Consider the following 20,981-nt stretch of genomic DNA (forward strand, 5'->3'; position numbering starts at 1 on the left):
TCGGCCGAGGCCAGAAACGAGTCGCCCCGGCTCTCTTCAGGGCAGCGCAGCGTCGGAGCGACTTAGCGCGTGCGCGCGTCCTTCTCGACCTTGCCGTCTTTCATCACGAACTCGACCCGCTTGAGCACCGTCACGTCTTGCAGCGGATCGCCGCTGACCGCGATCAGGTCGGCGCGCTTGCCCGGCTCCAGGCTGCCGACCTGGTCGGCCAGGCCCAGCAGATCGGCGGCGTTGACGGTGGCGGCCTGGATCGCCTGCGGCGCGGTCATGCCGTGGGCGACCATGAGCTCGAATTCGTCGGCGTTGCGGCCGTGCAGGCTGACGCCGGCATCGGTGCCGAAGGCGATCTTGACCCCGGCCGGCACCGCCGCCTCCAGCGACTTGCCGGTGATGCCGATGCGCCATTCGATCTTGGCCCGCACCTCGCCGGTGTAGGCCTGTGGGTTGTTGGCCAGACGCTCCTTGTAGCCATTGACCGTCGACAGCGTGGGCACGTAGTAGGCGCCGGTCTTGCGGAACAGGGCGATGTCCTCGCGATCGAGCAAGGTGCCGTGCTCGATCGAATCCGCGCCCGCGCGCAGCGCCACCGCGATGCCGTCGGCGCCGTGCGCGTGCACCGCGACCTTCTTGCGGTACAGGTGCGCGGTTTCGACGATGGCGCGCGCCTCGTCGTCGAACATCTGCTGGCCCAGGCCCGCGCCGATACGGCTGTTGACGCCGCCGGTGGTGGCGATCTTGATCACGTCGACACCGCGCGCGACCTGGCGCCGCACCGCGCGGCGGCAGTCGTCGGCGCCGTCGCAGGTGTTGCCGTGCGCGGACAAGGCGGCGTGCAGTTCCTCGCGGAAGCCCAGGGTCGGGTCCATGTGGCCGGAGGTGGTGGAAATCGCCGAGCCGGCATCGACGATGCGCGGCCCCGGCAGCTTGCCGGCCGCGACCGCGTCGCGCAGGGCCAACGTCACGCCGTCGTCGTCGCCGAGGTTGCGCACCGTGGTGAAGCCGGCATGCAGGGTCTTGCGCGCGTTCACCGCCGCCTCGTAAGCGTGATCGGCAACGCCGTTGGCGACGCTGTCCAACTGGCCTTCGACGCCGGCCTTGTCCGAGGTCAGGTGCACATGGCTGTCGATCAGGCCCGGCAGCACGTAGCGGTCGCGCAGATCGATCACCGCCGCGTCCGCGGGCGCGCCGGTGAAGGCGCTGGCGTCCAGATGGCCGTCGCGCACGGCTTCGACGCGGCCGTTGCGCAGCAACAAGGTGCTGGCGCCGCGCGGCGCCTGGCCGGGGCGGTCGAGCAGGTGGCCGGCGTGGATCAGGGTCCAGTCGGCGTTCTGCGCGAACGCGGCCAGCGGCAGGGCGGCGAGCACCGCCGCGGCGAGCGCGGCCGGCAGGCGCCGCGCGGAGAGTCGGGACAGGGGGCGGCGGCGCACGCTGTGGCTCATCGGGTCGGGTCTCGAGGGCACGAAGTCCCGAGCATACCCGCGAAGCTGCGACACGGCGCCAGTGCCGCTGCGGCCTACCCGTCCCCGTTATTCCGGCGAAAGCCGGAACCCGATCGCTCCTCGCTTTGAGCGAGCGTCCGGAGCACGCGCAAGCAAAAGTCAAAATGGGTTCCGGCTTCCGCCGGAATGACGCTTGGGGGGAGCGACGGTGGGTGGAGCGACGCCGGCGTGGATTCGCTTCAGCGCGGCCGTTGCGCGAGCCAGCGGTCGAGCTGGTTGGCGAAGGCCTGGCGGTCGCGCGCGTGGAACACCGGCGGACCTCCGGTCTGCACCCCGGCGCCGCGCAGCTCGTCCATGAAATTGCGCATCGACAGGCGCTGGGCGATGTTGTCGGCGGTGTAGAGATCGCCGCGCGGGTTCAGCGCGATCGCGCCTTTTTCCAGCACCAGCGCGGCCAGCGGGATGTCCTGGGTGACCACCAGGTCGCCGTGCGCGACCCGCTGCACGATCTCGTTGTCGGCCACGTCCAGGCCGGACGGCACCTGGATCGCGCGCACGTAGCGCGAGCCGGGCGTGCGCAGCCATTGATTGGCGACCAGGGTCACCTGGATGCGCGCGCGATCGGCGGCGCGGAACAGGATCTCGCGGATCACGCCCGGGCAGGCGTCGGCATCGACCCAGATCTGGGCGGCGGGGGCGGGGGTGTCGGTCAAGGCGGGAGGGGCGTGCGGCCGGGGCGGCCAGGGCCGGGCGGGCGATGGCCGGCGCTCGTCGAGGCAGGCGGGGCGGCCAGGGCCGCCTACGCCCGCGCGGCGGCTCAGCGGTCGTTGCGCCCGCTGCCGGATTCGTCGGTATCGGGCTTATCGGACGCGCCGGAGGGATTGGCGCTGTCCTTGGCGGCGGCCTTCTTGGCGGCCTTTTCGTCCTGCTTCTTCTTCTTGGCGATCTCGCGCTGGCGCTTCTCGAACGAATAATTGGGCTTGGCCATGGATGGCGATCTCGATGTGGAATGCCGCCAGTCTAGGCCATGCGCGCCTCGCGCAACGAATCGCGTACACGCGGCGGCGGCTACCATGGGCGCCGACCCCACCGCGCAGGCCGCCATGATCCGCGTCCACCACCTCAATAATTCGCGCTCGCAGCGCGTGCTGTGGCTGCTGGAAGAGCTGGCGCTGCCTTACGAGGTGGTGCGCTACCAGCGCGACGCCCAGACCATGCTGGCGCCGCCGGAACTGCGCCAGGTGCACCCGCTGGGCAAATCGCCGGTGCTGGAGGACCAGGGGCGGATCCTGGCCGAATCGGCCGCGATCCTGGAATACCTGGCCGAGCGCTACGACAGCGACCACCGTTTTTCGCCGCCCGCCGCTCCGGCGGATGCGTCCGAACGCCTGCGCTGCCGCTACTGGCTGCACTACGCCGAAGGTTCGGCGATGCCGCCGCTGCTGCTGAGCCTGGTGTTCGCGCGCCTGAAGCGCGCGCCGATGCCGTTTTTCGCCAAGCCGGTCGCGCGCGGCATCGCCGACAAGGCGATGGCGGCCTTCGTCGGACCGCAGCTGAAACTGCACCTGGACTACATCGAGGCCGAACTCGGCCGCCACGAATGGTTCGCCGGCGAGCGCTTCGGCATCGCCGACATCCAGATGAGCTTTCCGGTCGAGGCCGCGGTCGCGCGCGTGGGCGGCGAGCGCCCGCGCATGCGCGCCTTCCTCGAGCGCATCCATGCCCGTCCGGCCTACCAGCGCGCGCTGGAGCGCGGCGGTCCGTTCGACCTGATGAGCTGACATGCTGCGCCTGGACTTCGACAACGCCTTCGTGCGCGAGCTGCCGGCCGATCCCGAGCAGGGCCCGGGCGTGCGGCAGGTGCAGGGCGCGCTGTACTCGCGCGTGCAGCCCACGCCGGTGGCGGCGCCGCGCCTGCTCGCGTACTCGGCCGAGATGGCGGCGCGGCTGGGCCTGGACGAGGCGGCCGTGCGCTCGCCCGAATTCGCCCAGGTGTTCGCGGGCAACGCGCTGCTGCCCGGCATGCAGCCGTTCGCGAGCAACTACGGCGGTCACCAGTTCGGGCATTGGGCCGGCCAGCTCGGCGACGGCCGCGCGATCGGCCTGGGCGAGGTGATCAACGCGGCCGGCGAGCGCTGGGAGCTGCAGCTCAAGGGCGCCGGCCCGACCCCGTATTCGCGCACCGCCGACGGCCGCGCGGTGCTGCGCTCCTCGGTGCGCGAGTTCCTGTGCAGCGAGGCCATGCACCATCTGGGCGTGCCGACCACGCGCGCGCTCAGCCTGATCGGCACCGGCGAGGACGTGGTGCGCGATATGTTCTACGACGGCCACCCCAAGGCCGAGCCCGGCGCGGTGGTGTGCCGGGTCGCGCCTTCGTTCCTGCGGTTCGGCCATTTCGAGCTGCCGGCGTCGCGCGGCGACATCGAGCTGCTGCGACAGTTGGTGGATTTCTGCATCCGCCGCGACTACCCGCAACTGGCCGGCAGCGGCGAGGCCCTGCACGCGGCCTGGTTCGCGCAGGTCTGTGAGCGCACCGCGGTGACGATGGCGCACTGGATGCGGGTCGGCTTCGTGCATGGGGTGATGAACACCGACAACCTGTCCATCCTCGGCCTGACCATCGATTACGGCCCCTACGGCTGGGTCGACAACTACGACCCGGATTGGACGCCCAACACCACCGACGCCGGCGGCCGCCGCTACCGCTACGGCGCGCAGCCGCAGGTGGCGTATTGGAACCTGTCGCGCCTGGCCGGCGCGCTGTCGCCCTTGTTCGCCGACGTGGCGCCGCTGCAGGACGGCCTGCGCCGTTACGTCGAGGCCTGGAACGCGGCCGAGCGCGACACGGTCGCGCGCAAGCTGGGTCTGCGCGAATGCCGCGACGAGGATCTGGCGCTGATGGACGACCTGCGCGGGCTGCTGCACCGCGCCGAGGTCGACATGACGCTGTGGTTCCGCGCCCTGTCCGATCTGGACGATGCCGCGCCCGATCTGCAAGCGTTCGCCGAGGCGTTCTACGACGAGCACAAGCGCGCAGCCTCCGAACCGGAGTTTCTGGCCTGGTTGTCGCGGTACCGCGCGCGCCTGGCTGCGGACGCCGCGCCGACGGCCGAGCGCCAGGCCCGCATGCGCGCGGCCAATCCGCGCTACGTGCTGCGCAACTACCTGGCCCAACAGGCGATCGACCGCGCCGAGCAGGGCGATGCGGCGGGCATCACGGACCTGCTGGAGGTGATGCGGCGTCCCTACGAGGACCAGCCCGGTCGCGAAGCCTACGCGCAGCGCCGCCCCGACTGGGCACGCGACCGTGCCGGCTGCTCGATGCTGTCCTGCAGTTCCTGAGTTCGACGCTGCGCAGATCGCCGCATCGCCTTCGGTAAGGACGGCGTGTTCTCGGCGGGCTGCGGCTTGCTCTCTGTGGGCGCGGCGTAAGCCGCGATCGCGAATCGTCGGCCAGCGGCGTCGCGATCCGCAGCCACGCAATCGCGGCTTACGCCGCTCCCACAGAAAGCGATAACGCCGCGGGTCGACTTGATTGAGCGGGGCTGGGCCCGAAGCGCGCCCGCGCAGGCGCGCGGGCGGCGGGGTGTAGCGGTAGCCGGGCTCGGCGCCGGTGTCTTGCGACCTCGGCCCAAATCCTGGGCCCGAAGTTTGAATCGCGCAGTCCGAGCCGATCAGGCCGGGCCGAACGCCTTATTGGCTTTTTTCTCGTTCTTTTCGGCGCGCTTTTCCTTGATCGTCTTGGTCGGTTTCTTCTTGGTTTCCTTCTTGCGGTCCATGCCTTTGCTCATGGCGGGCTCCTCGATCGTCGGTCGCTGGCCGCGGCGGAATGCCGGCGGCGAGGCGCCAGTATGCGCCGCGCGGGCGCCGGCCGCGCCTGCCGCGCGTGCGGACAGCGCCGGGACGCGCCGGCCCGGTACAATGGGCGGATGCCTCTGATCACCCTGCAAAACGTCGACTACAGCGTCGGCGGCCCGCTGCTGCTCGAAAACGTAGCCCTGTCCATCGAAGCCGGCGAACGCATCGCCCTGATCGGCCGCAACGGCGCCGGCAAGTCGACCCTGATGCGGCTGCTGTCCGGCGAAATCCTGCCCGACGACGGAGAAGTCCGCCGCGAGGGCAACCTGCGCATCGCGCGGCTGGAGCAGGAGGTGCCGCACGGCGCCGACGGCAGCGTGTTCGACGTGGTCGCCGCCGGCATGGGCGAACTCGGCAGCTGGCTGGCCCAGTACCACCATCTGTTGCACGACGAAGTGCTGGACACCGACGCCCTGGCCGAGGTGCAGGCCAAGATCGAGGCCGCGCACGGCTGGAGCGCCGACCAGCGCGTGGTCGAGACCCTGGCCCGCCTGGACCTGGACGGCGACGCCTTGTTCGCACGCCTGTCCGGCGGCCTCAAGCGGCGCGTGCTGCTGGCGCGCGCGTTGGTATCGGCGCCCGACCTGCTGCTGCTGGACGAACCGACCAACCACCTCGACATCGCCGCCATCGATTGGCTGGAAACCTTCCTCAAGGGGTGGAGCGGGGCGCTGGTGTTCGTCACCCACGACCGCCGCTTCCTGCGTTCGCTGGCCACGCGTATCGTCGAAATCGACCGCGGCCAGGTCAGCAGCTGGCCCGGCGATTGGGACAACTACCTGCGCCGCCGCGAGGAGCGCCTGAACGCCGAGGCGCAGGAGAACGCGCGCTTCGACAAGCTGCTGGCGCAGGAAGAGGTGTGGATCCGCCAGGGCATCAAGGCCCGCCGCACCCGCGACGAAGGCCGCGTGCGCCGGCTCAAGGCGATGCGCAACGAACGCGCGCAGCGCCGCGATCTCACCGGCAACGTGCGCATGGATTTCGCCCAGGCCGAGTCCTCGGGCAAGAAGGTGGTCGAGGCCAAGGGCGTCGATTTTTCCTACGCCGAACGCCATCTGGTACGCGACCTGTCGACCACGATCTTCCGCGGCGACCGCATCGGCCTGATCGGCCCCAACGGCAGCGGCAAGACCACCCTGATCAAGCTGCTGCTGGGCCAGCTCGCGCCCGAGCGCGGCGAGGTCAAGCTGGGCAGCAATCTGCAGGTGGCGTACTTCGACCAGTACCGCGCGACCCTGCGCGAGGATTGGAACGCACTGGAAAACGTGGCCGAAGGCCGCGACTTCGTCGAGGTCGGCGGCAAGCAGAAGCACGTGATCGGCTATCTGCAGGATTTCCTGTTCACGCCCGAACGCGCGCGCGCGCCGATCACGCGACTGTCCGGCGGCGAGCGCAACCGCCTGCTGCTGGCCAAGCTGTTCGCGCAGCCGTCCAACCTGCTGGTGATGGACGAACCCACCAACGACCTCGACGTCGAAACCTTGGAGCTGCTGGAAGAGCTGCTCGGCGATTACCCGGGCACCTTGCTGCTGGTCAGCCACGACCGCGACTTCCTCGACAACGTGGTCACCTCGACCCTGGTGATGCAGGACGGCGAAGAGGGGCGCGTAGGCGAGTACGTGGGCGGTTACAGCGATTGGCTGCGCCAGCGTCCGCAAGCCGCCGCGGCGACGGGCGCACCCAAGCCTGCCGCGTCGCCGGCCGCACGCACCGAGACGCCGGCGGCGGCGCCCGCCGCGCCCAAGCGCAAGCTCAGCTACAAGGACGCGCGCGAGCTGGAGCAACTGCCGGCGCTGATCGAAACCCTGGAAACCAAGCTGGCCGAGCTCGGCGAACGCATGAACGATGCGGGCTTCTACCAGCAGGGCGCCGCGGCGATCAACGCGCACAACGAAGCGCTGGCCAAGACCCAGGCGGAGCTGGACCACGCCTATGCCCGCTGGGCGGAGCTGGACGGCTAAGGGAGCAAATCCCCCTCAATCCCCCTTTTTCAAAGGGGGAAGACAAGCAGGCGCATTAGCCTCCCTGACAAAGGAGGAAGCAGACGCCAAGACGATGGGCGACCCGGCATGCCTTTCGGCGCTTGCGTCGGCGCCGGCCCGCGGTTCCTAATCCCCGCGAAGACCGGAGCGGCCGGCGAGGGGAGCGCACACATGCGGGCAATCACGACGATGGCGGCGATCGCGTTGGCGCTGGCCGGGCTGCCGGCCGCGGCCGCGGTCAAGGACGCAGCGAAGGACGGATTCACCATCGAGAACGAGCAGACCGTGCCGGTCGATGCGGCCACCGCCTGGAAGGCCCTGGTCGAGGACGTCGACCAGTGGTGGCCCAAGGACCATACCTGGTGGGGCAAGGCTTCGAAGCTGAGCATCGACGCGCGCGCCGGCGGCTGCTTCTGCGAGATCGGCGGCGCCCAGCAGGCGCAGCACATGACGGTGAGTTTCGTCGATCCTGGCAAGACCCTGCGCCTGCTCGGCGGCCTGGGCCCGCTGCAGGGCATGGGCCTGCACGGCGCGGCCGAGTTCCGTCTGTCGCCGGCCGAGGGCGGCGGCACGCGCATCGTTTTCTACTACCGCGCCGGCGGCTACACGCCCGACGACCTGGGCAAGTTCGCACCGGTGGTGGATCAGGTCATGGGCCTGCAACTGGGCGGCCTGGCCGACCATCTGCGCAAGACAGGCGCCGCAGGCGCGCGCAAGTGATTCCCAGCGGCGCCGCCTACCGCACCCGGCACGAACGCGGCGCGACCTTGGCGACGCACCGTCACCGCGCGCCGTACGCGGCGCTGGTGCTGGACGGCGACTACACCGAATCCAGCTTCGACGGCCCGCTGCCGTGCCGGCCGGGGACGCTGGTGCTGCATCCGGCCTATCACGCGCACGGCGACCGCTTCGGCGGGCTCGGTGCGTGCGCGATCAACATCGAGTTGGCCGAAGGCGCGCTCGACCTGTGCGCCGACCTGTCCGCCAGCGCCTGGCAGGTGCACGACCTGCGCGAGGCGGTGGAGGTGTTCGAGCGTTGCCCGCAACGCTTGTCGGAACTGTTGGCCTGCGCTCGTCCGCAGACCGCGGCCGAACTGCCCGATTGGCAGGGCGAACTGCTGCGTCGCATGGCCGATTCCGAACAGGACATCGCCGCGCTCGCGCGCGGACTCGGCGTTTCGGCCGAGCACGCCAGCCGCGCCTTGAGCCGCAGTTTCGGCATGTCGCCACGCGCCCTGCGGCGCGAGGCGCGCTGGCGCCGCGCCCTGCATCTGCTGGGCGGCGCGCTGCCCCTGGCGGACGTCGCCGCGGCGGCGGGGTTCGCCGATCAAAGCCATCTGCACCGGATCGTGGTCGCCCACGCCGGCTGCACGCCGGCGCGGCTGCGGCGGCAGATCAAGTACGTACAAGACCGGTCGCTCAGCGCCGCGGCTTAATGGCTCCAACGCGCCCCCGCGCTCCTGGAGCCTCCGCGATGAAGACCTCTCTACTGCCTGCCGCGACCGCTTTGCCCGTGCTGCTGGCCTGGGCCCTCAGCGGCGCCGCCGCGACGCCTGCCGCGGAACCCGCGCCCAGCGGTCCGCTGGCCGCCAAAGCCGTGAGCGAAGCGCTGGGCGCTGCGCTGCGCGCCGACGTCCCGACCGCGTTGACGGCCTTGAAGGCCGCGCCGGCCGAGCAGTTCAACGCCAAGGACATCGCCTTCCGCAGCTGCATGATCGAACGCCACGAGCGCAGCTCGCCGCCGCCGCCGGTCGGCGAGACCGACGATCCGCTGGCGCGCAAGGTGCTCGATCTCTACCAAAACTACTGGTGGCATGCGGTGCGCGATCCGGCTGGGCGCCCGGCGCGGGACGCCCAGCTCAAGGCCGACCTGGCCGCGACGATCGGCGAGAAGCCGCCGGCCGACGGCGACGAGGCCTTCGACGCGCTGACCGAGCGGATCAACGTGAAGCTGCGCGCGGCCGGCCTGCACCCGCTGCAGGGCCGCACGCCGCCGCTGTACGACCTGCTGGTGTGGCGCCAGCAGGAGGAGCGCGACTACACCGTCGCGCTGCCCGGCGGCGAGCAGCAACCGGTCAAGGTGTTCGTGATGGACGACTGGCTCAGTCGCGGCTGGAGCCACTACACCGCCTGCAGCTACACCGGCGCGGCCGGCTGGGCCAACGAACAGGGCCTGTTCGCGGTGCGTTCGGCCTATGGCGACCTGAAGGGCGAGGACTTCAAGGTCAGTTTCCTTGGCCACGAATCCCAGCACTACGCCGACCTCAAGCGCTGGCCCGAGATGCCGCCGTGGACGCTGGAGTACCGCGCCAAGCTGGTCGAACTGGCCTTGGCCGACGACACCCGGATCAAGTTGCTGGACCGCTTCTACCGCAGCCAGGACGACGAACCCGATCACCCGCACCCGTATGCGAACAAGCGCGTGATCGCCGCGGTGTTGGCGAAGTTGGGCCTGCCTGCGACCGCCGACCTGCGCCAGGCCGATCCGGAGGCGACGCGTCGCGCCGCGCGTGAGGTGCTGATCGAAGACACCCGCAAGCGCAAGGCGGAAACGCCGGCGGCGGCGCCGAAAACCTGATTCGGCGGGCCGCCGCGGGCGCTACACTGGCTGCATGCAACACGACTTGTTCGGCGCCGCGCCCGCGGCGTCCCCCGATATCCATCGCCTGTTCTTCGCCTTGCTGCCCGATGAGGCCACGTGCGCACGCGTCGCCGCATGCGCCTCGGCCTTGCGCGATCGCCACCAGGCCGGCGGCCGTCTGATCGGCGCGCATCGCTATCACCTGACCCTGCAGTTTCTCGGCGACGCCGACCGCTTCGAGGAGCAGCGCGCGCTGGCCGCGCAGGCCGCCGCCGCCGATGTCGTCGCCGACGCGTTCGACCTGCCGCTGGATCGCGCCGGCAGCTTCCGCAACCGTTCGATTCCGTGGTGGCTGGGTTGCGAGCGCGCGCCCGCGCAACTGCAGGCGCTGTGGGAGCGGCTGGGCATCGCCCTGGCCAAGCGCGGCGTGCGCGTGGAGGGCGGGCACAGCCTGACTCCGCACGTCACCATCGTGCGCGACGCGGCCGGGGCGCTGCATCCGCCGGTGGAGATCGAGCCGATCGTGTGGCGGGTGACGGATTTCGCCCTGATCCACAGCCAGCTCGGCAGCCGCAACGCCTACACCGTGCTCGGGCGGTGGCCTTTGACCGAGTGAGGGGACCACAATGGCGGCGTCCTCGCCCGGGGGGCCGCCATGGTCAAGACCGATCCTCGCATCGACGCCTACATCGCCGGCGCCGCCGAATTCGCCAGACCCATCCTCGAACACGTACGCGGGGTGGTGCATAAGGCCTGCCCACAGGTCGAAGAGACCTTGAAGTGGGGCATGCCCAGCTTTCTCTATCAGGGCCAGATCCTGTGCGGCATGGCCGCGTTCAAGCAGCACGCCAGCTTCGGTTTCTGGCAGGGCGCCAACATCGTCGGGCCGGACGGGCGCAAGGGCGAGGAAGCGATGGGCCAGTTCGGCCGCCTGGCCGGTGTCGCCGACCTGCCGGGCAAGCGCGAGCTGGGCGGCTACGTGAAGCAGGCCATGGCCCTGATCGACGCCGGCGTGAAACGGCCCAGTACCAAGAGCGCCCAGCCCAAGCCGCCGGTGGACGTGCCCGACGACCTGGCCGCGGCGCTGAAGAAGAACGCGCGGGCGCGCAAGACCTTCGAGGCCTTCGCGCCCAGTCATCGGCGCGAGTACGTGGAGTGGATCACGCAGGCCAAGCGCGAGGCGACGCGGCTCAAGCGCATCGAGCAGGCGGTGGAATGGCTGGCCGAGGGCAAGCAGCGCAATTGGAAGTACATGGGGTGTTGAGGGCTGCGGGCGGCGTTCGCGGCTGCAGCTGCGGACATGCCCGCAAGCGAAGGGCTAGTTGGGCCGAGGCGCGGCCTTGGATGCGCTGGAGCAAAAGCGAATCCCTCTCGATCCCCCTTTTCCAAAGAGGGAGGTCCGATCCGCGATTTCGCTTTTTGTGGGAGCGACGTGAGTCGCGATTGAGCTGCGGCAACGACGCCGCTCGGTCAGGCATCGCGCCGCGGCACGGGTTGCGCGTTTACGGCAGCAAACGCAGCCGCGCCTGCACGCCGTAATGATCCGACGCCCACACGCCGTCGGCGTCGGGCGCGTTGAACAGGATCTGCGCGGCGTCGGCGGCGAACGCCGCAGGCTCGTACCAGACGTGGTCGATGCGCAGCGGCGCGTACTGATTGAGATTGAGCGTGCTGTGCTCGCGCGCGTCGTCCGCGATGCCCGGGTGCAAGGTGCCGTAGGCGTTGTGGAAACGCTGGCGCAGGCCGGCGAACTCGGGCGCATGCTCGGGCGCGTTGAAGTCGCCGGCGAGCAGGCTGGGCGCGCCGCCGGCGGTGGCGTCGACGTAGGTCAGCAGGTCGTCGATCTGCTGCAGCCGGATCGCGCCGCCTTCGGGCTTGTAGTGCAGGTGGGTCGCGTAAACGTTGATCGTGCGCGTGCCCACGGCGATGCGCGCATGGGCGACGGTGCGGTAATCGTCGGCGGGCTGCAGGGCTTTCCAATCCAGCGACAGCACCGGCCGCTTGCTGAGGATCGCGTTGCCGTAGCGGCGCGGCGCGGCGGTCGAATCGACCGAGACGAAGTAGGCGCGGTAGCCCAGCGCCGCGGCCAGGGTCTGCGCCTGGTTGGGCAGGCCCTCGTGCTGCAGCACCTCCTGCAAGGCGATCACGTCCGGTTGCAGGCGGCGCAGCTCGGCGACGATCTGGCGTTGTCGGGCCGGCCAGTCGGCCTTGTCGTGCCATAGATTGAGCGTGACCACCGACAGCGTGGCCGGCGCGGGCGCCGCGTCGGCCTGCGCCTGCGCGGCGAGCGCGGGTGAGCTCGCCATCGCCGCCAGCACGACGGCGCCCGTCCACCACCGCGTCAGCAGGCGGCGCAGCGTGGTTCGGCCGGCCGCCGCCGGATTCAACGCGGCACCGTCGCGATGCGCAGCACCGGGTACAGGCGGTAGCTGTCGTCCCAGGACGAATGGCGGCGGTAGAAGAACTCCAGGCGCGCCTGCGGATCCTTGGCGAAGGCCGGATCGGAGGTCAGCTTCTGCTCAAACGCGGCCTTGAGCTTGGGATCGGCGGCGAGCATCTCGCGCGCGACTTCCTCGGCGACGTAATCCTCCATGTATTCCTTGCGCTCGAAGGCGTTGTTGAACTCGCCCCAGGCCGCCAGCGCGTCGGGCGCCTGCGGCTCCAGCAGGGCCATGACCAGGCGCGCCTTGGGCTGGGCGATCGGTACGAACAGGGCGCCGGCGCCGACGTCGCGCACCTCCGGCTTCCACTCGCCGCTGGCCGTCAGGCGCTGGTGGCCTTCGACCGACTGCGCGCCGAACTCGGCCTTGTCGGCGCGGAAGGCCTCGAGGCGCGCCTTGGGCAGCGCGTCGCCCAGGCGTCGGTAGGCGATGCCGTGCTGGTCCAGCTTGGCCGCGACCCAGCCTGCGTGTGCGGCCGGCACCAGGTAGCCGCCGCGCGGCGCCTTGACGGTCAGGCTGGGCTGGACGTCGTCCTTCATCGGCAGGTTCCAGACCTGCGGCGTGGTTTCGTCGTAGCGCGTCATCAGCGCGCCGGAGATCTCCGACGGCGTGCGCGTGTAGGCGTAGCCGCGGAAGGCGACCGTGCGGGTCTTGGGGCCGGCCTTGTAGTCCAGCGCCACCGGCAGGCCACCCAGTTTGGACGCGCGCTGGTCGGCCGCGGCGGCCTCGCGCTGCCAACCGGCGCCCTGCGTGGCGACCAGCTCCATCAGCGCGACGATGGTGTTGCGGGTGATGCGCACGCGGGTGGGGTAGTCCTTCCAGGAGTGCGTCTCGACCAGCATGGCCAAGCGGTTGCGCAGCTGGAAATAGCCGTGCGAGAAGCGTGGCGGCGCCACGCCGTCCTCGAAACCCGAGGTCGGGTCGTCGTTGCGCACGAAAGACGGGTAGTAAGGCAGCGGCAGCGAACCCTGCGCGGCCAGGCGCTCGATCACGCCTTCGCGCAGCGCCGTGCCGGCCTTGCGCAGCGGCGCGTCGCCGGAGCGCACCGGCTCGACCTGGATCGACACGTCGTGCTCGAACTTGGCGCCGTCGGTGACGTGCAGGTCCACGTAGACCAGCGGATCCCATTGGCCGACCAGCTTGAGCATGGACTGCATCTCGATGCTGTCGGCCTTGAGGTAGTCGCGATTGAGGTTGTAATTCTGGGCCGTGGTGCGCCAGCCCATTTCCTCCGGGCCACGCTGGTTGGGACGGTTCCAGCGCGCGAAGCGCTCGTGTCCGTCGACGTTGAACACCGGCACGAACAGCAGCACCTGCTTGGCCAGCGCGCCCTGGGCGGCCTCGCCGTCCAGGGCCTGGCGCAGGGCCAGGAAGCCCGCATCCTTGCCGTCGATCTCGCCGGAGTGGATGCCGCCCTGGACCAGCATCACCGGCAGGTTCTTGGCCTTGGCCGCCTGCGGGGTGAAGGCGCCGGCCGGCGAGACGATCAGCAGCTTCATCGGCCGGCCCTCAGGCGAGGTGCCGAAGTCGGCGCAGCGCACCGCGTTCGGATAGCGCTGGGCGTAGGCCTCGCACAGCGCGATCACTTCGTCGTAGCGGCCGGTCTTGATGAAACCGCTGCGCTCGGCGACGGTGCTGAGCGAGCTGTCGGCGGCGAGAGCGGCGGAGGCGGGCAGGGCGCTGGCGAACAGCGCGGCGAGCAAGAGCGTGCGGGTCATGCGGGGTCTCTCTCCCAGGTCTGCCCGCATGGTAGCGGAGCCTCCGCGCCGCGGCTGTGCGCGGCTTGCACACTGCTGACATCCCGCGGCAGCACGACGCGGCCCTGCACCCGGCTGCGCACGGACGCGGCACTGGCTTAGACTGCCGCGCCGCCCTCAGGGATCGTCCGCATGTACGCGCTCTATTACTCGCCCGGCGCCGCCAGCCTGGTCGTGCACTGGTTGCTGATCGAACTGAACCAGCCGCACGAACTGCGCCTGACCGACATCGACAGCGGCGCGCACCGCCGCCCCGACTATCTGGCCCTGAATCCGGCCGGCCGCATCCCGACCCTGGTGGTGGACGGCGAGCCGCTGCACGAGACCTGCGGCCTGTTGCTGCTGCTGGGCGACCGCCATCCCGAATCCGGCTTCGCGCCCGCGACTACCGATCCGCGCCGCGGCGCCTACTACCAGTGGATGCTGTACCTGGCCAATGCCGTGCAATCGCCGCTGCGGCTGTGGTGGTACCCGGGCGACATCGCCGGCGTCGACCCCGACGCGGTGCGCGCGGCGGTGCGCCAGCGCGTCGAGCAAGCCTGGGAACGCATCGACGCGCATTTGGGCGAGCACGGCCCCTATCTGCTGGGCCCGGGCCCGAGCATCGCCGACTTCTACCTGACCATGCTGATGCGCTGGACCCGCAACATGCCGCGCCCCGGCCACGACTGGCCGCACCTGGGCGAATTCGCCGCGCGCATGAAGGCGCGTCCGGCGTTCCGCGCCGTTTACGAACGCGAAGGGCTGAGCGAGTGGGCCTGAGGCGTCGCAGTCGCCCCTTCTAACCCCGTGGCTCCCCCTTTGTTGGGGGCTGGGGCGGGTTTACCGTTGCTCCTGCGTTTGCCTTCACGCCAAGAAAAGCAAATCCCCCTCCATCCCCCTTTTCCAAAGGGGGAAGACCCGCGTGGCCGGCGGCGGCGATCGGTTAGGCTAGGCGGACCGCTATCGCAGGACCGCCCATAGATGAGCCAAGCCGCCACCGCCACCGCCGATTCGCAGGGGCGCATGCCCCGCCAGATCGCCTACATCATCGGCAACGAGGCGGCGGAGCGCTTCAGCTTCTACGGCATGCGCAACATCCTGACCTCGTTCCTGGTCGGGACCCTGTTGCTGGCCTCCACCTCCGATCTGGCCGAGCGCGAGCACCTGGCCAAGGAGGTGTTCCACAGCTTCATGATCGGCACCTACTTCTTCCCGCTGCTGGGCGGCTGGCTGGCCGACCGCTACTTCGGCAAGTACAACACCGTCATCTGGTTCTCGCTGATTTACTGCGCGGGCCACGCCTGTCTGGCCCTGTTCGAGCACAACGCCACCGGCTTCTACACCGGCCTGTTCCTGATCGCGTTCGGCGCCGGCGGCATAAAACCGTTGGTGGTGTCCTTCGTCGGCGACCAGTTCGATCAGAGCAACAAATCCAAAGCCAAGCTGGTCTTCGACGCGTTCTACTGGACGATCAACTTCGGCTCGCTGTTCGCGTCCTTGCTGATGCCGATCTTCCTGCGCGAGTACGGCCCCAGCGTCGCCTTCGGCATCCCCGGCGCGCTGATGTTCCTGGCCACGCTGATCTTCTGGCTGGGCCGCAACCGCTACGTGCGCGTGCCGCCCAGCCGCGACAATCCGGATCCGGACTCGTTCTTCAACGTCGCCCGCACCGCGCTGACCACCTCGGCGCCCGGGCAGGGCAACCCGGGTCTGATCGTGGCCGGCCTGGGCGTGGTGCTGGCCTTGTGCGCGCTGGCGCTGACCTTCGTGCCGGCGATGGGCTTCGTCAAAAGCGCGTGCATGGCGCTGGGCCTGCTGATCGGCTTCGGCGGCTACGGCATCTCGCTGCAGCTCGACCGCGCGCGCGGCAGGCATTCGGCGGCCGCGGTGGACGGCGTGCGCGCGGTGCTGCGCATCGTGATCGTGTTCGCGCTGGTCACGCCGTTCTGGTCGCTGTTCGATCAGAAGGCCTCGACCTGGGTGCTGCAGGGCCAGAAGATGGTGGTGCCCACCGACCTGTGGTGGTGGCCGACCTGGCTGATCTCCGGCGAAGGCGGCGCGCGCGCCGCGGCGTCGCAGATGCAGGCGATCAACCCGCTGCTGGTGATGCTGCTGATCCCGTTCAACAACCTGCTGCTGTATCCGGCGCTGCGCCGGGTCGGTCTCAACCCGACGCCGCTGCGGCGCATGGGCTTCGGCATCGCCATCTCCGGCCTGTCGTGGATCGTCGCGGCGGTGCTGCAGCTGTACCTGGATGCCGGCCATCCGATGTCGCTGTCCTGGCAGATCCTGCCCTACATCCTGCTGACCCTGGGCGAGGTGCTGGTGTCGGCGACCGCGCTGGAGTTCGCCTACAGCCAGGCGCCGCAGTCGATGAAGGGCGTGATCATGGCGCTGTGGTACCTCACCAGCACCTTCGGCAACCTGTGGGTGATGCTGACCAACGCCGCGGTGCGCAACGCCAGCGTGACCGCGCACATCGCCAGCACCGGGCTCAGCGAGAATGCGTTCCTGATGTTCTTCTTCGCCGGTTTCGCCTTCGTCGCCGCGGCCGCGTTCGGGCTGTACGCACGACGCTATCCGATGCAGGACCATTACCGAGCCGCCTGACGCTAGCGCGAGACCCGATCCGATGCTGACTTTCGCCCTGATCGCCGCGACCCTGCTGGTGTCGTGGCTGGCGTTCAACAATCCCAAGCTGCTGCACCGCCTGATCCTGTGGCCGCCGGCATTGCAGCGCCAGCACCAGTACGACCGGCTGCTGACCCACGGCTTCATCCACGCCGACTGGCCGCATCTGCTGTTCAACATGCTCACCCTGTATTTCTTCGGGCGCGGCATCGAGCAGCTGATGACCGAACTGATCGGTCCCGGCGTGTTCGTGTTCTTCTATCTGTCGGCGATAGTGGTGGCGATCCTGCCGACCTATCTGCGCCATCGCCGCGACGCCAACTACAGCAGTCTGGGGGCGTCCGGCGGCGTGTCGGCGGTGTTGTTCGCCTCGATCCTGCTGCAGCCGTGGACGCTGATCTTCATTCCGATCCCGGTCCCCGCGATCGTGTACGCGATCGGCTACGTGGCGTATTCGTTCTGGATGGACCGCCGCGGCGGCGACAACGTCAACCACAGCGCCCATCTATCGGGCGCGATCTACGGCGTGCTGTTCATGCTGCTGATGGAACCGCGGATCGGTCCGTACTTCCTGCAGCAGCTAACTAGCCCCCAGTTCCGCTGATCGCGCCCGCCCCCTAGACGGGTGTCAGGCGGCCCAGCGGCTTTCGATGCGGGGCAGGGCTTCCAGTTCCGGGATGGTCTCGCCGTAGGCTTCGGCCAGGCGGCCGTAGATCGCGGCGTCGAGCTGCATCATCTCCTGGGCATCGCCGTCGCCGGTGCGGACCAGCTCGTACAGGCGGGTGACCAGGGCGTCGTCGCTGACGGCGTTCATGGGCAGGTTCATGGACATGCGCTTTACTCCTCTCGCTTCCCCTTTCTGGTAACGGAAACAACGCAGAAACCGTGCCATTGTTTGTGGCCTGTATCACCCCAGAAATGTGACGCAGGGTGTCAACGCTGGCCGCCCTGGGCCGGGCCCGGCTGACGCGCTGGGGCGGCCGGACCAGACCCCGCTCACCCGGCTTGAATGCCTGCCGTGCTACCAAACCAGGCAGCGGTGGCACCGCGCCGCCGCCCCCTCGGAGACCCCACAGGAGGCAAGGCATGGCGACCAAGAAAGCCGCCAAGACCGTCAAACAGGCCCCGGCGCGCAAGTCCGCGGCCAAGAAGGCGGTCCGTAAGACCGCAGCCGGCAAGGCGCCGGCACGCAAGAGCGCGAAACCGGCTGCCCGTAAACCCACCCGGCCGGTGGTCAAGAAGGCCGCGAAAAAGGTCGCCAAGAAGGCCGTCAAGAAGGTCGCGGCCAAGCGTGCGGCGCCGACCAAGAAGACCGCCAAGGCGGCCAAGAAGCTCGTCAAGCGCAGCGCCAAGCCGGCCATCGCGAAACCGGCGACCGCCAAGAAGGCTGCGGCTAAGCCCGTGGCGAAGAAGATCGCGGCCAAGCCGGCCGCCAAGAAGCCGGTCGCGGCCAAGCCGGCGCCCGCCACGAAGGCGGCCGCGAAACGAATTGCGCCCAAGACGGCCGCTGCCAAAAAGGTCGTTCCCAAGCAGGCAGCCCCCAAGCAGGCAGCCCTCAAGCAAGTCGCCTCGAAGCAGGCCGCTCCCCAGCAGATCACTTCGAAGCAGGCCGCCTCCAGGCCTGCCACCCAGAAGCCCGCGCCGCAGCAGCCCGCCGACGCGAGCAAGAGCGTTTCTTCCGCGGCGACGCCGAAGACCGCGCGCAAGCCCGCGCCCGCCGCGAACGCGGATCGGACCGCGCCGTCCACGCCCGCCGCGCGGCGTCGCCCGACCGAGACGCCCGCCACCCAACCGGCGGCGACCTCGGCGGTGGCGGTGCCCGCGCATGCCGCGTCCAGCCCGGCCGCGCGCGCGCCGGTCGAAAAGCCGATCACCGCATCGGCGCCGGTGGCCGAGTCGCCGCCCGCGTCCGAGGACGATAGCGAGCGCGGCCATCCGATCACGCCCGAGCAGGCCCTGGCCAACACGCGCCAGTTGCTGGAGGCCAAGCAGGAGCACGACCGCCAGCCGCAGCCCTGGCAGCAACTGGACACGCAGCACGGCCAGGTGCCCAAGCAGGGCCCGCAGTCGCCGGGCGCGGCCGCCAAGGCCGAGGAACTGCACGCCGGCGAAAGCCGCATGCAGGCGATCCAGGGCAGCATCGGCACCCAGGACCGACGCAACCAGGGCAAGCGCGATAATCGCTGACCCCACCGCGCGTACGGGGCCCGCCGCCGGCGGGCCCCGACGCCCCAGCCTCAGGATCCGACATGCCCGATATCCAGCACGACGCCGGTCACGGCCGTTTCTCCACCACCGTCGACGGCGAACTCGCCTATCTGGACACCCGCCTGGACGGCGACCACCTGGTCATCACCCACACCTGGGTGCCGGACGCGATCGGCGGCCGCGGCATTGCCGGGCACCTGGTCAAGGCCGCGTTCGAACACGCCCGGGCGCAGGGCCTCAAGGTCCGTCCGGCCTGCTCGTACGCGGCGGCCTGGATCGAGCGCCATCCTGAATTTTCCGACCTGCTGGGCTGAGCCGACGCTGCAGCGCGGCCCAAGGTGTGACAGCATGCGCGCCCGTCCCCGACCGGCGCGCCCCGCGTCCGACTCCGCATGCGCCTGAACAAATACATCAGCGACACCGGCCACTGCTCGCGCCGCGAGGCCGACGGCCTCATCGCCGAAGGCCGGGTGGCCGTGAACGGCGTGCGCGCCCGCATCGGCGCCGAGGTCGGCGAGGGCGACGAGGTCCTGGTCGACGGCCAGAAGCTGCGCACCCGCGCCGTGATCAAGGGCCAGCGCCAGCACGTCTACATCGCGCTCAACAAGCCGACCGGCGTGACCTGCACCACCGAGTCCTCGGTCAAGGGCAACATCGTCGACTTCGTCGGCCACGAGCGCCGGATCTTCCCGGTCGGCCGCCTGGACAAGGAGTCCGAGGGCCTGATTCTGCTGACCAGCAACGGCGACATCGTCAACGAGATCCTGCGCGCCGAGAACAAGCTGGAAAAGGAATACCTGGTGGCGGTGAACCACGAGGTCACCCCGGAATTCCTGCGCGGCATGAGCCGCGGCGTGCCGATCCACGGCCAGACCACGCTGCCGTGCAAGACCGGCCGGCTCAACCGTTACGGCTTCCGCATCGTGCTGGTGCAGGGCCTCAACCGGCAGATCCGGCTGATGGCCGAACACTTCGGTTTCCGCGTCAAGCAGCTGATGCGCGTGCGCATCGGCAACGTCAAGCTGGCACACCTCAAGCCCGGCCAATGGCGCAACCTCACCGACGCCGAACTGCAAGGGCTGCTGCCGCAACGCACCCAATGGTGAACGGCCGCCGCGCCTAGCGCGAATCGCGCGCGTGCGTGCATGCGGACATCACGGTTTCGGCGATAATGTCCGCGGGAACACCAAAGGATTGCCCCCGATGAAGTCCGTAGTCGCCCGGCGCGCCGCCGCCGTCGCCCTGATCTGCCTGACCGTGGCCGCGTGCAAGCCCGAAGCTACGCCGCCGGCCACGACCGCCGCCCCGGGCACGACGCCCGCGGCCGGCACCCCCGCGGTCGTCGAGCCCGCGGTCGAACTCAAGGACGTGGCCGAGACCACGCCCGACTACGTGATCGGCATCAGCTACCAGACCCCGGCGGCGAAGTACCCGGGCCTGGCCGCGCAGCTCAAGGCTTACGCCGACGCCGCGCGCGCCGACCTGGTCGAAGCCGCGCAGGCGCGCAAGAAGGGCGAGGGCAGCGCGCCCTACGACCTGTCGCTGAACTTCACCGAGGTGCTGGATTCGCCGACCCTGGTGGCGGTGGCCGCCGAGGGCAGCAGCTACACCGGCGGTGCCCACGGTTCGCCGCTGATCGCGCGTTTCGTGTGGCTGCCGCAGCAGAACCAGATGCTCAAGGCCACCGACCTGGTGCCGGACAAGAAGGGCTGGGATGCGATTTCGCGCTACGTGCGCGAGCAACTGCACTCGGCGCTGTCGCAGCGCGTCGATGCCGACGACCTGGCGCCGGCCGAACGCGCCGAAGTGGTCGAGAGCGCCGGCCGCATGATCGACGACGGCACCGACGCCGACCCGGCCAACTTCGCCCTGTTCGAACCGGTGGTCGCGGCGGACGGCAAGATGACCGCGCTGCGCTTCGTGTTCGCGCCGTATGAAGTCGGCCCGTACTCCGACGGCACCCAGACCGTGGAAGTGCCGTCCAGCGTGCTGCTGCCGTACGTGGCGCCGGCGTACAAGGCGCTGTTCGCGGGCGGTTGAGTCCGGCGGCGGGCGACCAGGCCCGCCGCGTCCGATACGCACCCGCCTCGGCCCGCGGCGCT

At 69.9% G+C, this 20,981-nt stretch carries 21 protein-coding genes; 15 read left to right on the plus strand and 6 right to left on the minus strand.

Annotated elements, in window-relative coordinates; genetic code table 11:
• Positions 1 to 62: 62 nt before the first annotated feature.
• The 3 genes from LVB77_RS10570 to LVB77_RS10580 form a co-directional block, all read right to left on the minus strand.
• Positions 63 to 1,427 carry an amidohydrolase family protein gene (locus LVB77_RS10570; RefSeq protein ID WP_232910088.1) on the minus strand — a complete coding sequence of 455 codons (1,365 nt, stop codon included), beginning with the start codon at positions 1,425 to 1,427 and terminating at the stop codon, positions 63 to 65.
• A gap of 251 nt (positions 1,428 to 1,678) precedes the next feature.
• Positions 1,679 to 2,152 carry a YaiI/YqxD family protein gene (locus LVB77_RS10575; RefSeq protein ID WP_232910090.1) on the minus strand — a complete coding sequence of 158 codons (474 nt, stop codon included), beginning with the start codon at positions 2,150 to 2,152 and terminating at the stop codon, positions 1,679 to 1,681.
• A 104-nt stretch (positions 2,153 to 2,256) separates the two neighbouring features.
• Positions 2,257 to 2,427 carry a hypothetical protein gene (locus LVB77_RS10580; RefSeq protein ID WP_232910092.1) on the minus strand — a complete coding sequence of 57 codons (171 nt, stop codon included), beginning with the start codon at positions 2,425 to 2,427 and terminating at the stop codon, positions 2,257 to 2,259.
• Between the two features lie 115 nt (positions 2,428 to 2,542).
• Here LVB77_RS10580 and LVB77_RS10585 point away from each other — a divergent pair, with 115 nt between their 5' ends.
• The 8 genes from LVB77_RS10585 (at position 2,543) to LVB77_RS10620 (ending at position 11,124) form a co-directional block, all read left to right on the plus strand.
• On the plus strand, positions 2,543 to 3,220 hold the full coding sequence (locus LVB77_RS10585; RefSeq protein ID WP_232910247.1) for a glutathione S-transferase: 678 nt from the start codon (positions 2,543 to 2,545) through the stop codon (positions 3,218 to 3,220).
• Between the two features lies 1 nt (position 3,221).
• Positions 3,222 to 4,781: a YdiU family protein gene (locus tag LVB77_RS10590; protein ID WP_232910094.1), complete on the plus strand. Its 1,560-nt coding sequence runs from the start codon at positions 3,222 to 3,224 to the stop codon at positions 4,779 to 4,781.
• A gap of 587 nt (positions 4,782 to 5,368) precedes the next feature.
• Positions 5,369 to 7,258, plus strand: a complete 1,890-nt coding sequence (locus tag LVB77_RS10595; RefSeq protein ID WP_232910096.1) for an ATP-binding cassette domain-containing protein — start codon at positions 5,369 to 5,371, stop codon at positions 7,256 to 7,258.
• A gap of 192 nt (positions 7,259 to 7,450) precedes the next feature.
• Positions 7,451 to 7,999, plus strand: a complete 549-nt coding sequence (locus LVB77_RS10600; protein WP_232910097.1) for an SRPBCC domain-containing protein — start codon at positions 7,451 to 7,453, stop codon at positions 7,997 to 7,999.
• Positions 7,996 to 8,715 (plus strand): helix-turn-helix domain-containing protein, encoded by a 720-nt coding sequence (locus LVB77_RS10605; RefSeq protein ID WP_232910099.1) that lies wholly within the window; start codon positions 7,996 to 7,998, stop codon positions 8,713 to 8,715. Before LVB77_RS10600 ends, LVB77_RS10605 begins: the two co-directional genes overlap by 4 nt.
• Before the next feature lie 38 nt (positions 8,716 to 8,753).
• Positions 8,754 to 9,857, plus strand: a complete 1,104-nt coding sequence (locus tag LVB77_RS10610; protein WP_232910100.1) for a hypothetical protein — start codon at positions 8,754 to 8,756, stop codon at positions 9,855 to 9,857.
• A 34-nt stretch (positions 9,858 to 9,891) separates the two neighbouring features.
• The gene (gene thpR, locus LVB77_RS10615; protein WP_232910102.1) at positions 9,892 to 10,476 is read left to right on the plus strand and encodes an RNA 2',3'-cyclic phosphodiesterase; all 585 of its coding nucleotides are present in this window, start codon (positions 9,892 to 9,894) and stop codon (positions 10,474 to 10,476) included.
• A gap of 39 nt (positions 10,477 to 10,515) precedes the next feature.
• On the plus strand, positions 10,516 to 11,124 hold the full coding sequence (locus tag LVB77_RS10620) for a YdeI/OmpD-associated family protein (protein WP_232910104.1): 609 nt from the start codon (positions 10,516 to 10,518) through the stop codon (positions 11,122 to 11,124).
• A 238-nt stretch (positions 11,125 to 11,362) separates the two neighbouring features.
• Here LVB77_RS10620 and LVB77_RS10625 read toward each other — a convergent pair whose 3' ends face one another.
• Together LVB77_RS10625 and LVB77_RS10630 are read right to left on the minus strand one after the other, a co-directional pair.
• Complete coding sequence (locus LVB77_RS10625; protein WP_232910106.1) at positions 11,363 to 12,247, minus strand: endonuclease/exonuclease/phosphatase family protein; 885 nt, start codon at positions 12,245 to 12,247, stop codon at positions 11,363 to 11,365.
• Positions 12,244 to 14,019, minus strand: a complete 1,776-nt coding sequence (locus LVB77_RS10630) for a M14 family metallopeptidase (RefSeq protein ID WP_232910107.1) — start codon at positions 14,017 to 14,019, stop codon at positions 12,244 to 12,246. The genes LVB77_RS10625 and LVB77_RS10630 overlap by 4 nt, the downstream gene beginning before the upstream one ends.
• Before the next feature lie 171 nt (positions 14,020 to 14,190).
• Between LVB77_RS10630 and LVB77_RS10635 the strand changes: the two genes are divergently transcribed.
• The 3 genes from LVB77_RS10635 to LVB77_RS10645 all read left to right on the plus strand — a co-directional run bounded on the left by LVB77_RS10635 (position 14,191) and on the right by LVB77_RS10645 (position 17,275).
• On the plus strand, positions 14,191 to 14,820 hold the full coding sequence (locus LVB77_RS10635; protein ID WP_232910109.1) for a glutathione S-transferase: 630 nt from the start codon (positions 14,191 to 14,193) through the stop codon (positions 14,818 to 14,820).
• A gap of 201 nt (positions 14,821 to 15,021) precedes the next feature.
• On the plus strand, positions 15,022 to 16,650 hold the full coding sequence (locus LVB77_RS10640) for an oligopeptide:H+ symporter (protein WP_232910110.1): 1,629 nt from the start codon (positions 15,022 to 15,024) through the stop codon (positions 16,648 to 16,650).
• 22 nt (positions 16,651 to 16,672) lie between these two features.
• Positions 16,673 to 17,275 (plus strand): rhomboid family intramembrane serine protease, encoded by a 603-nt coding sequence (locus LVB77_RS10645; protein ID WP_232910112.1) that lies wholly within the window; start codon positions 16,673 to 16,675, stop codon positions 17,273 to 17,275.
• 24 nt (positions 17,276 to 17,299) lie between these two features.
• Here the strand turns inward: LVB77_RS10645 and LVB77_RS10650 are convergent, their stop codons facing one another.
• Positions 17,300 to 17,503, minus strand: coding sequence for a hypothetical protein (locus LVB77_RS10650; protein ID WP_232910114.1), 204 nt, complete (start codon positions 17,501 to 17,503; stop codon positions 17,300 to 17,302).
• Positions 17,504 to 17,757: 254 nt separating this feature from the next.
• Here LVB77_RS10650 and LVB77_RS21345 point away from each other — a divergent pair, with 254 nt between their 5' ends.
• The 4 genes from LVB77_RS21345 (at position 17,758) to LVB77_RS10670 (ending at position 20,919) form a co-directional block, all read left to right on the plus strand.
• Positions 17,758 to 18,858 carry a hypothetical protein gene (locus LVB77_RS21345; protein ID WP_343226231.1) on the plus strand — a complete coding sequence of 367 codons (1,101 nt, stop codon included), beginning with the start codon at positions 17,758 to 17,760 and terminating at the stop codon, positions 18,856 to 18,858.
• A gap of 62 nt (positions 18,859 to 18,920) precedes the next feature.
• Positions 18,921 to 19,193: a GNAT family N-acetyltransferase gene (locus tag LVB77_RS10660; protein ID WP_232910116.1), complete on the plus strand. Its 273-nt coding sequence runs from the start codon at positions 18,921 to 18,923 to the stop codon at positions 19,191 to 19,193.
• Positions 19,194 to 19,271: 78 nt separating this feature from the next.
• Complete coding sequence (locus LVB77_RS10665) at positions 19,272 to 19,985, plus strand: pseudouridine synthase (RefSeq protein ID WP_232910118.1); 714 nt, start codon at positions 19,272 to 19,274, stop codon at positions 19,983 to 19,985.
• 97 nt (positions 19,986 to 20,082) lie between these two features.
• Positions 20,083 to 20,919, plus strand: coding sequence for a DUF3298 and DUF4163 domain-containing protein (locus LVB77_RS10670; protein WP_232910120.1), 837 nt, complete (start codon positions 20,083 to 20,085; stop codon positions 20,917 to 20,919).
• Positions 20,920 to 20,981: the final 62 nt, after the last annotated feature.

This window comes from Lysobacter sp. 5GHs7-4, from assembly GCF_021284765.1.
Taxonomy (GTDB): Bacteria; Pseudomonadota; Gammaproteobacteria; order Xanthomonadales; family Xanthomonadaceae; genus Lysobacter.

Coding starts and splice junctions, on each gene's coding strand:
- LVB77_RS10590 (WP_232910094.1), top strand. CDS start 3,222: ATGCTGCGCCTGGACTTCGACAACGCCTTCGTGCGCGAGCTGCCGGCC.
- LVB77_RS10650 (WP_232910114.1), bottom strand. CDS start 17,503: ATGTCCATGAACCTGCCCATGAACGCCGTCAGCGACGACGCCCTGGTC.
- LVB77_RS10670 (WP_232910120.1), top strand. CDS start 20,083: ATGAAGTCCGTAGTCGCCCGGCGCGCCGCCGCCGTCGCCCTGATCTGC.
- LVB77_RS10665 (WP_232910118.1), top strand. CDS start 19,272: ATGCGCCTGAACAAATACATCAGCGACACCGGCCACTGCTCGCGCCGC.
- LVB77_RS10645 (WP_232910112.1), top strand. CDS start 16,673: ATGCTGACTTTCGCCCTGATCGCCGCGACCCTGCTGGTGTCGTGGCTG.
- LVB77_RS10595 (WP_232910096.1), top strand. CDS start 5,369: ATGCCTCTGATCACCCTGCAAAACGTCGACTACAGCGTCGGCGGCCCG.
- thpR (WP_232910102.1), top strand. CDS start 9,892: ATGCAACACGACTTGTTCGGCGCCGCGCCCGCGGCGTCCCCCGATATC.
- LVB77_RS10610 (WP_232910100.1), top strand. CDS start 8,754: ATGAAGACCTCTCTACTGCCTGCCGCGACCGCTTTGCCCGTGCTGCTG.
- LVB77_RS10660 (WP_232910116.1), top strand. CDS start 18,921: ATGCCCGATATCCAGCACGACGCCGGTCACGGCCGTTTCTCCACCACC.
- LVB77_RS10640 (WP_232910110.1), top strand. CDS start 15,022: ATGAGCCAAGCCGCCACCGCCACCGCCGATTCGCAGGGGCGCATGCCC.
- LVB77_RS10635 (WP_232910109.1), top strand. CDS start 14,191: ATGTACGCGCTCTATTACTCGCCCGGCGCCGCCAGCCTGGTCGTGCAC.
- LVB77_RS10620 (WP_232910104.1), top strand. CDS start 10,516: ATGGTCAAGACCGATCCTCGCATCGACGCCTACATCGCCGGCGCCGCC.
- LVB77_RS10600 (WP_232910097.1), top strand. CDS start 7,451: ATGCGGGCAATCACGACGATGGCGGCGATCGCGTTGGCGCTGGCCGGG.
- LVB77_RS10585 (WP_232910247.1), top strand. CDS start 2,543: ATGATCCGCGTCCACCACCTCAATAATTCGCGCTCGCAGCGCGTGCTG.
- LVB77_RS21345 (WP_343226231.1), top strand. CDS start 17,758: ATGGCGACCAAGAAAGCCGCCAAGACCGTCAAACAGGCCCCGGCGCGC.
- LVB77_RS10580 (WP_232910092.1), bottom strand. CDS start 2,427: ATGGCCAAGCCCAATTATTCGTTCGAGAAGCGCCAGCGCGAGATCGCC.
- LVB77_RS10630 (WP_232910107.1), bottom strand. CDS start 14,019: ATGACCCGCACGCTCTTGCTCGCCGCGCTGTTCGCCAGCGCCCTGCCC.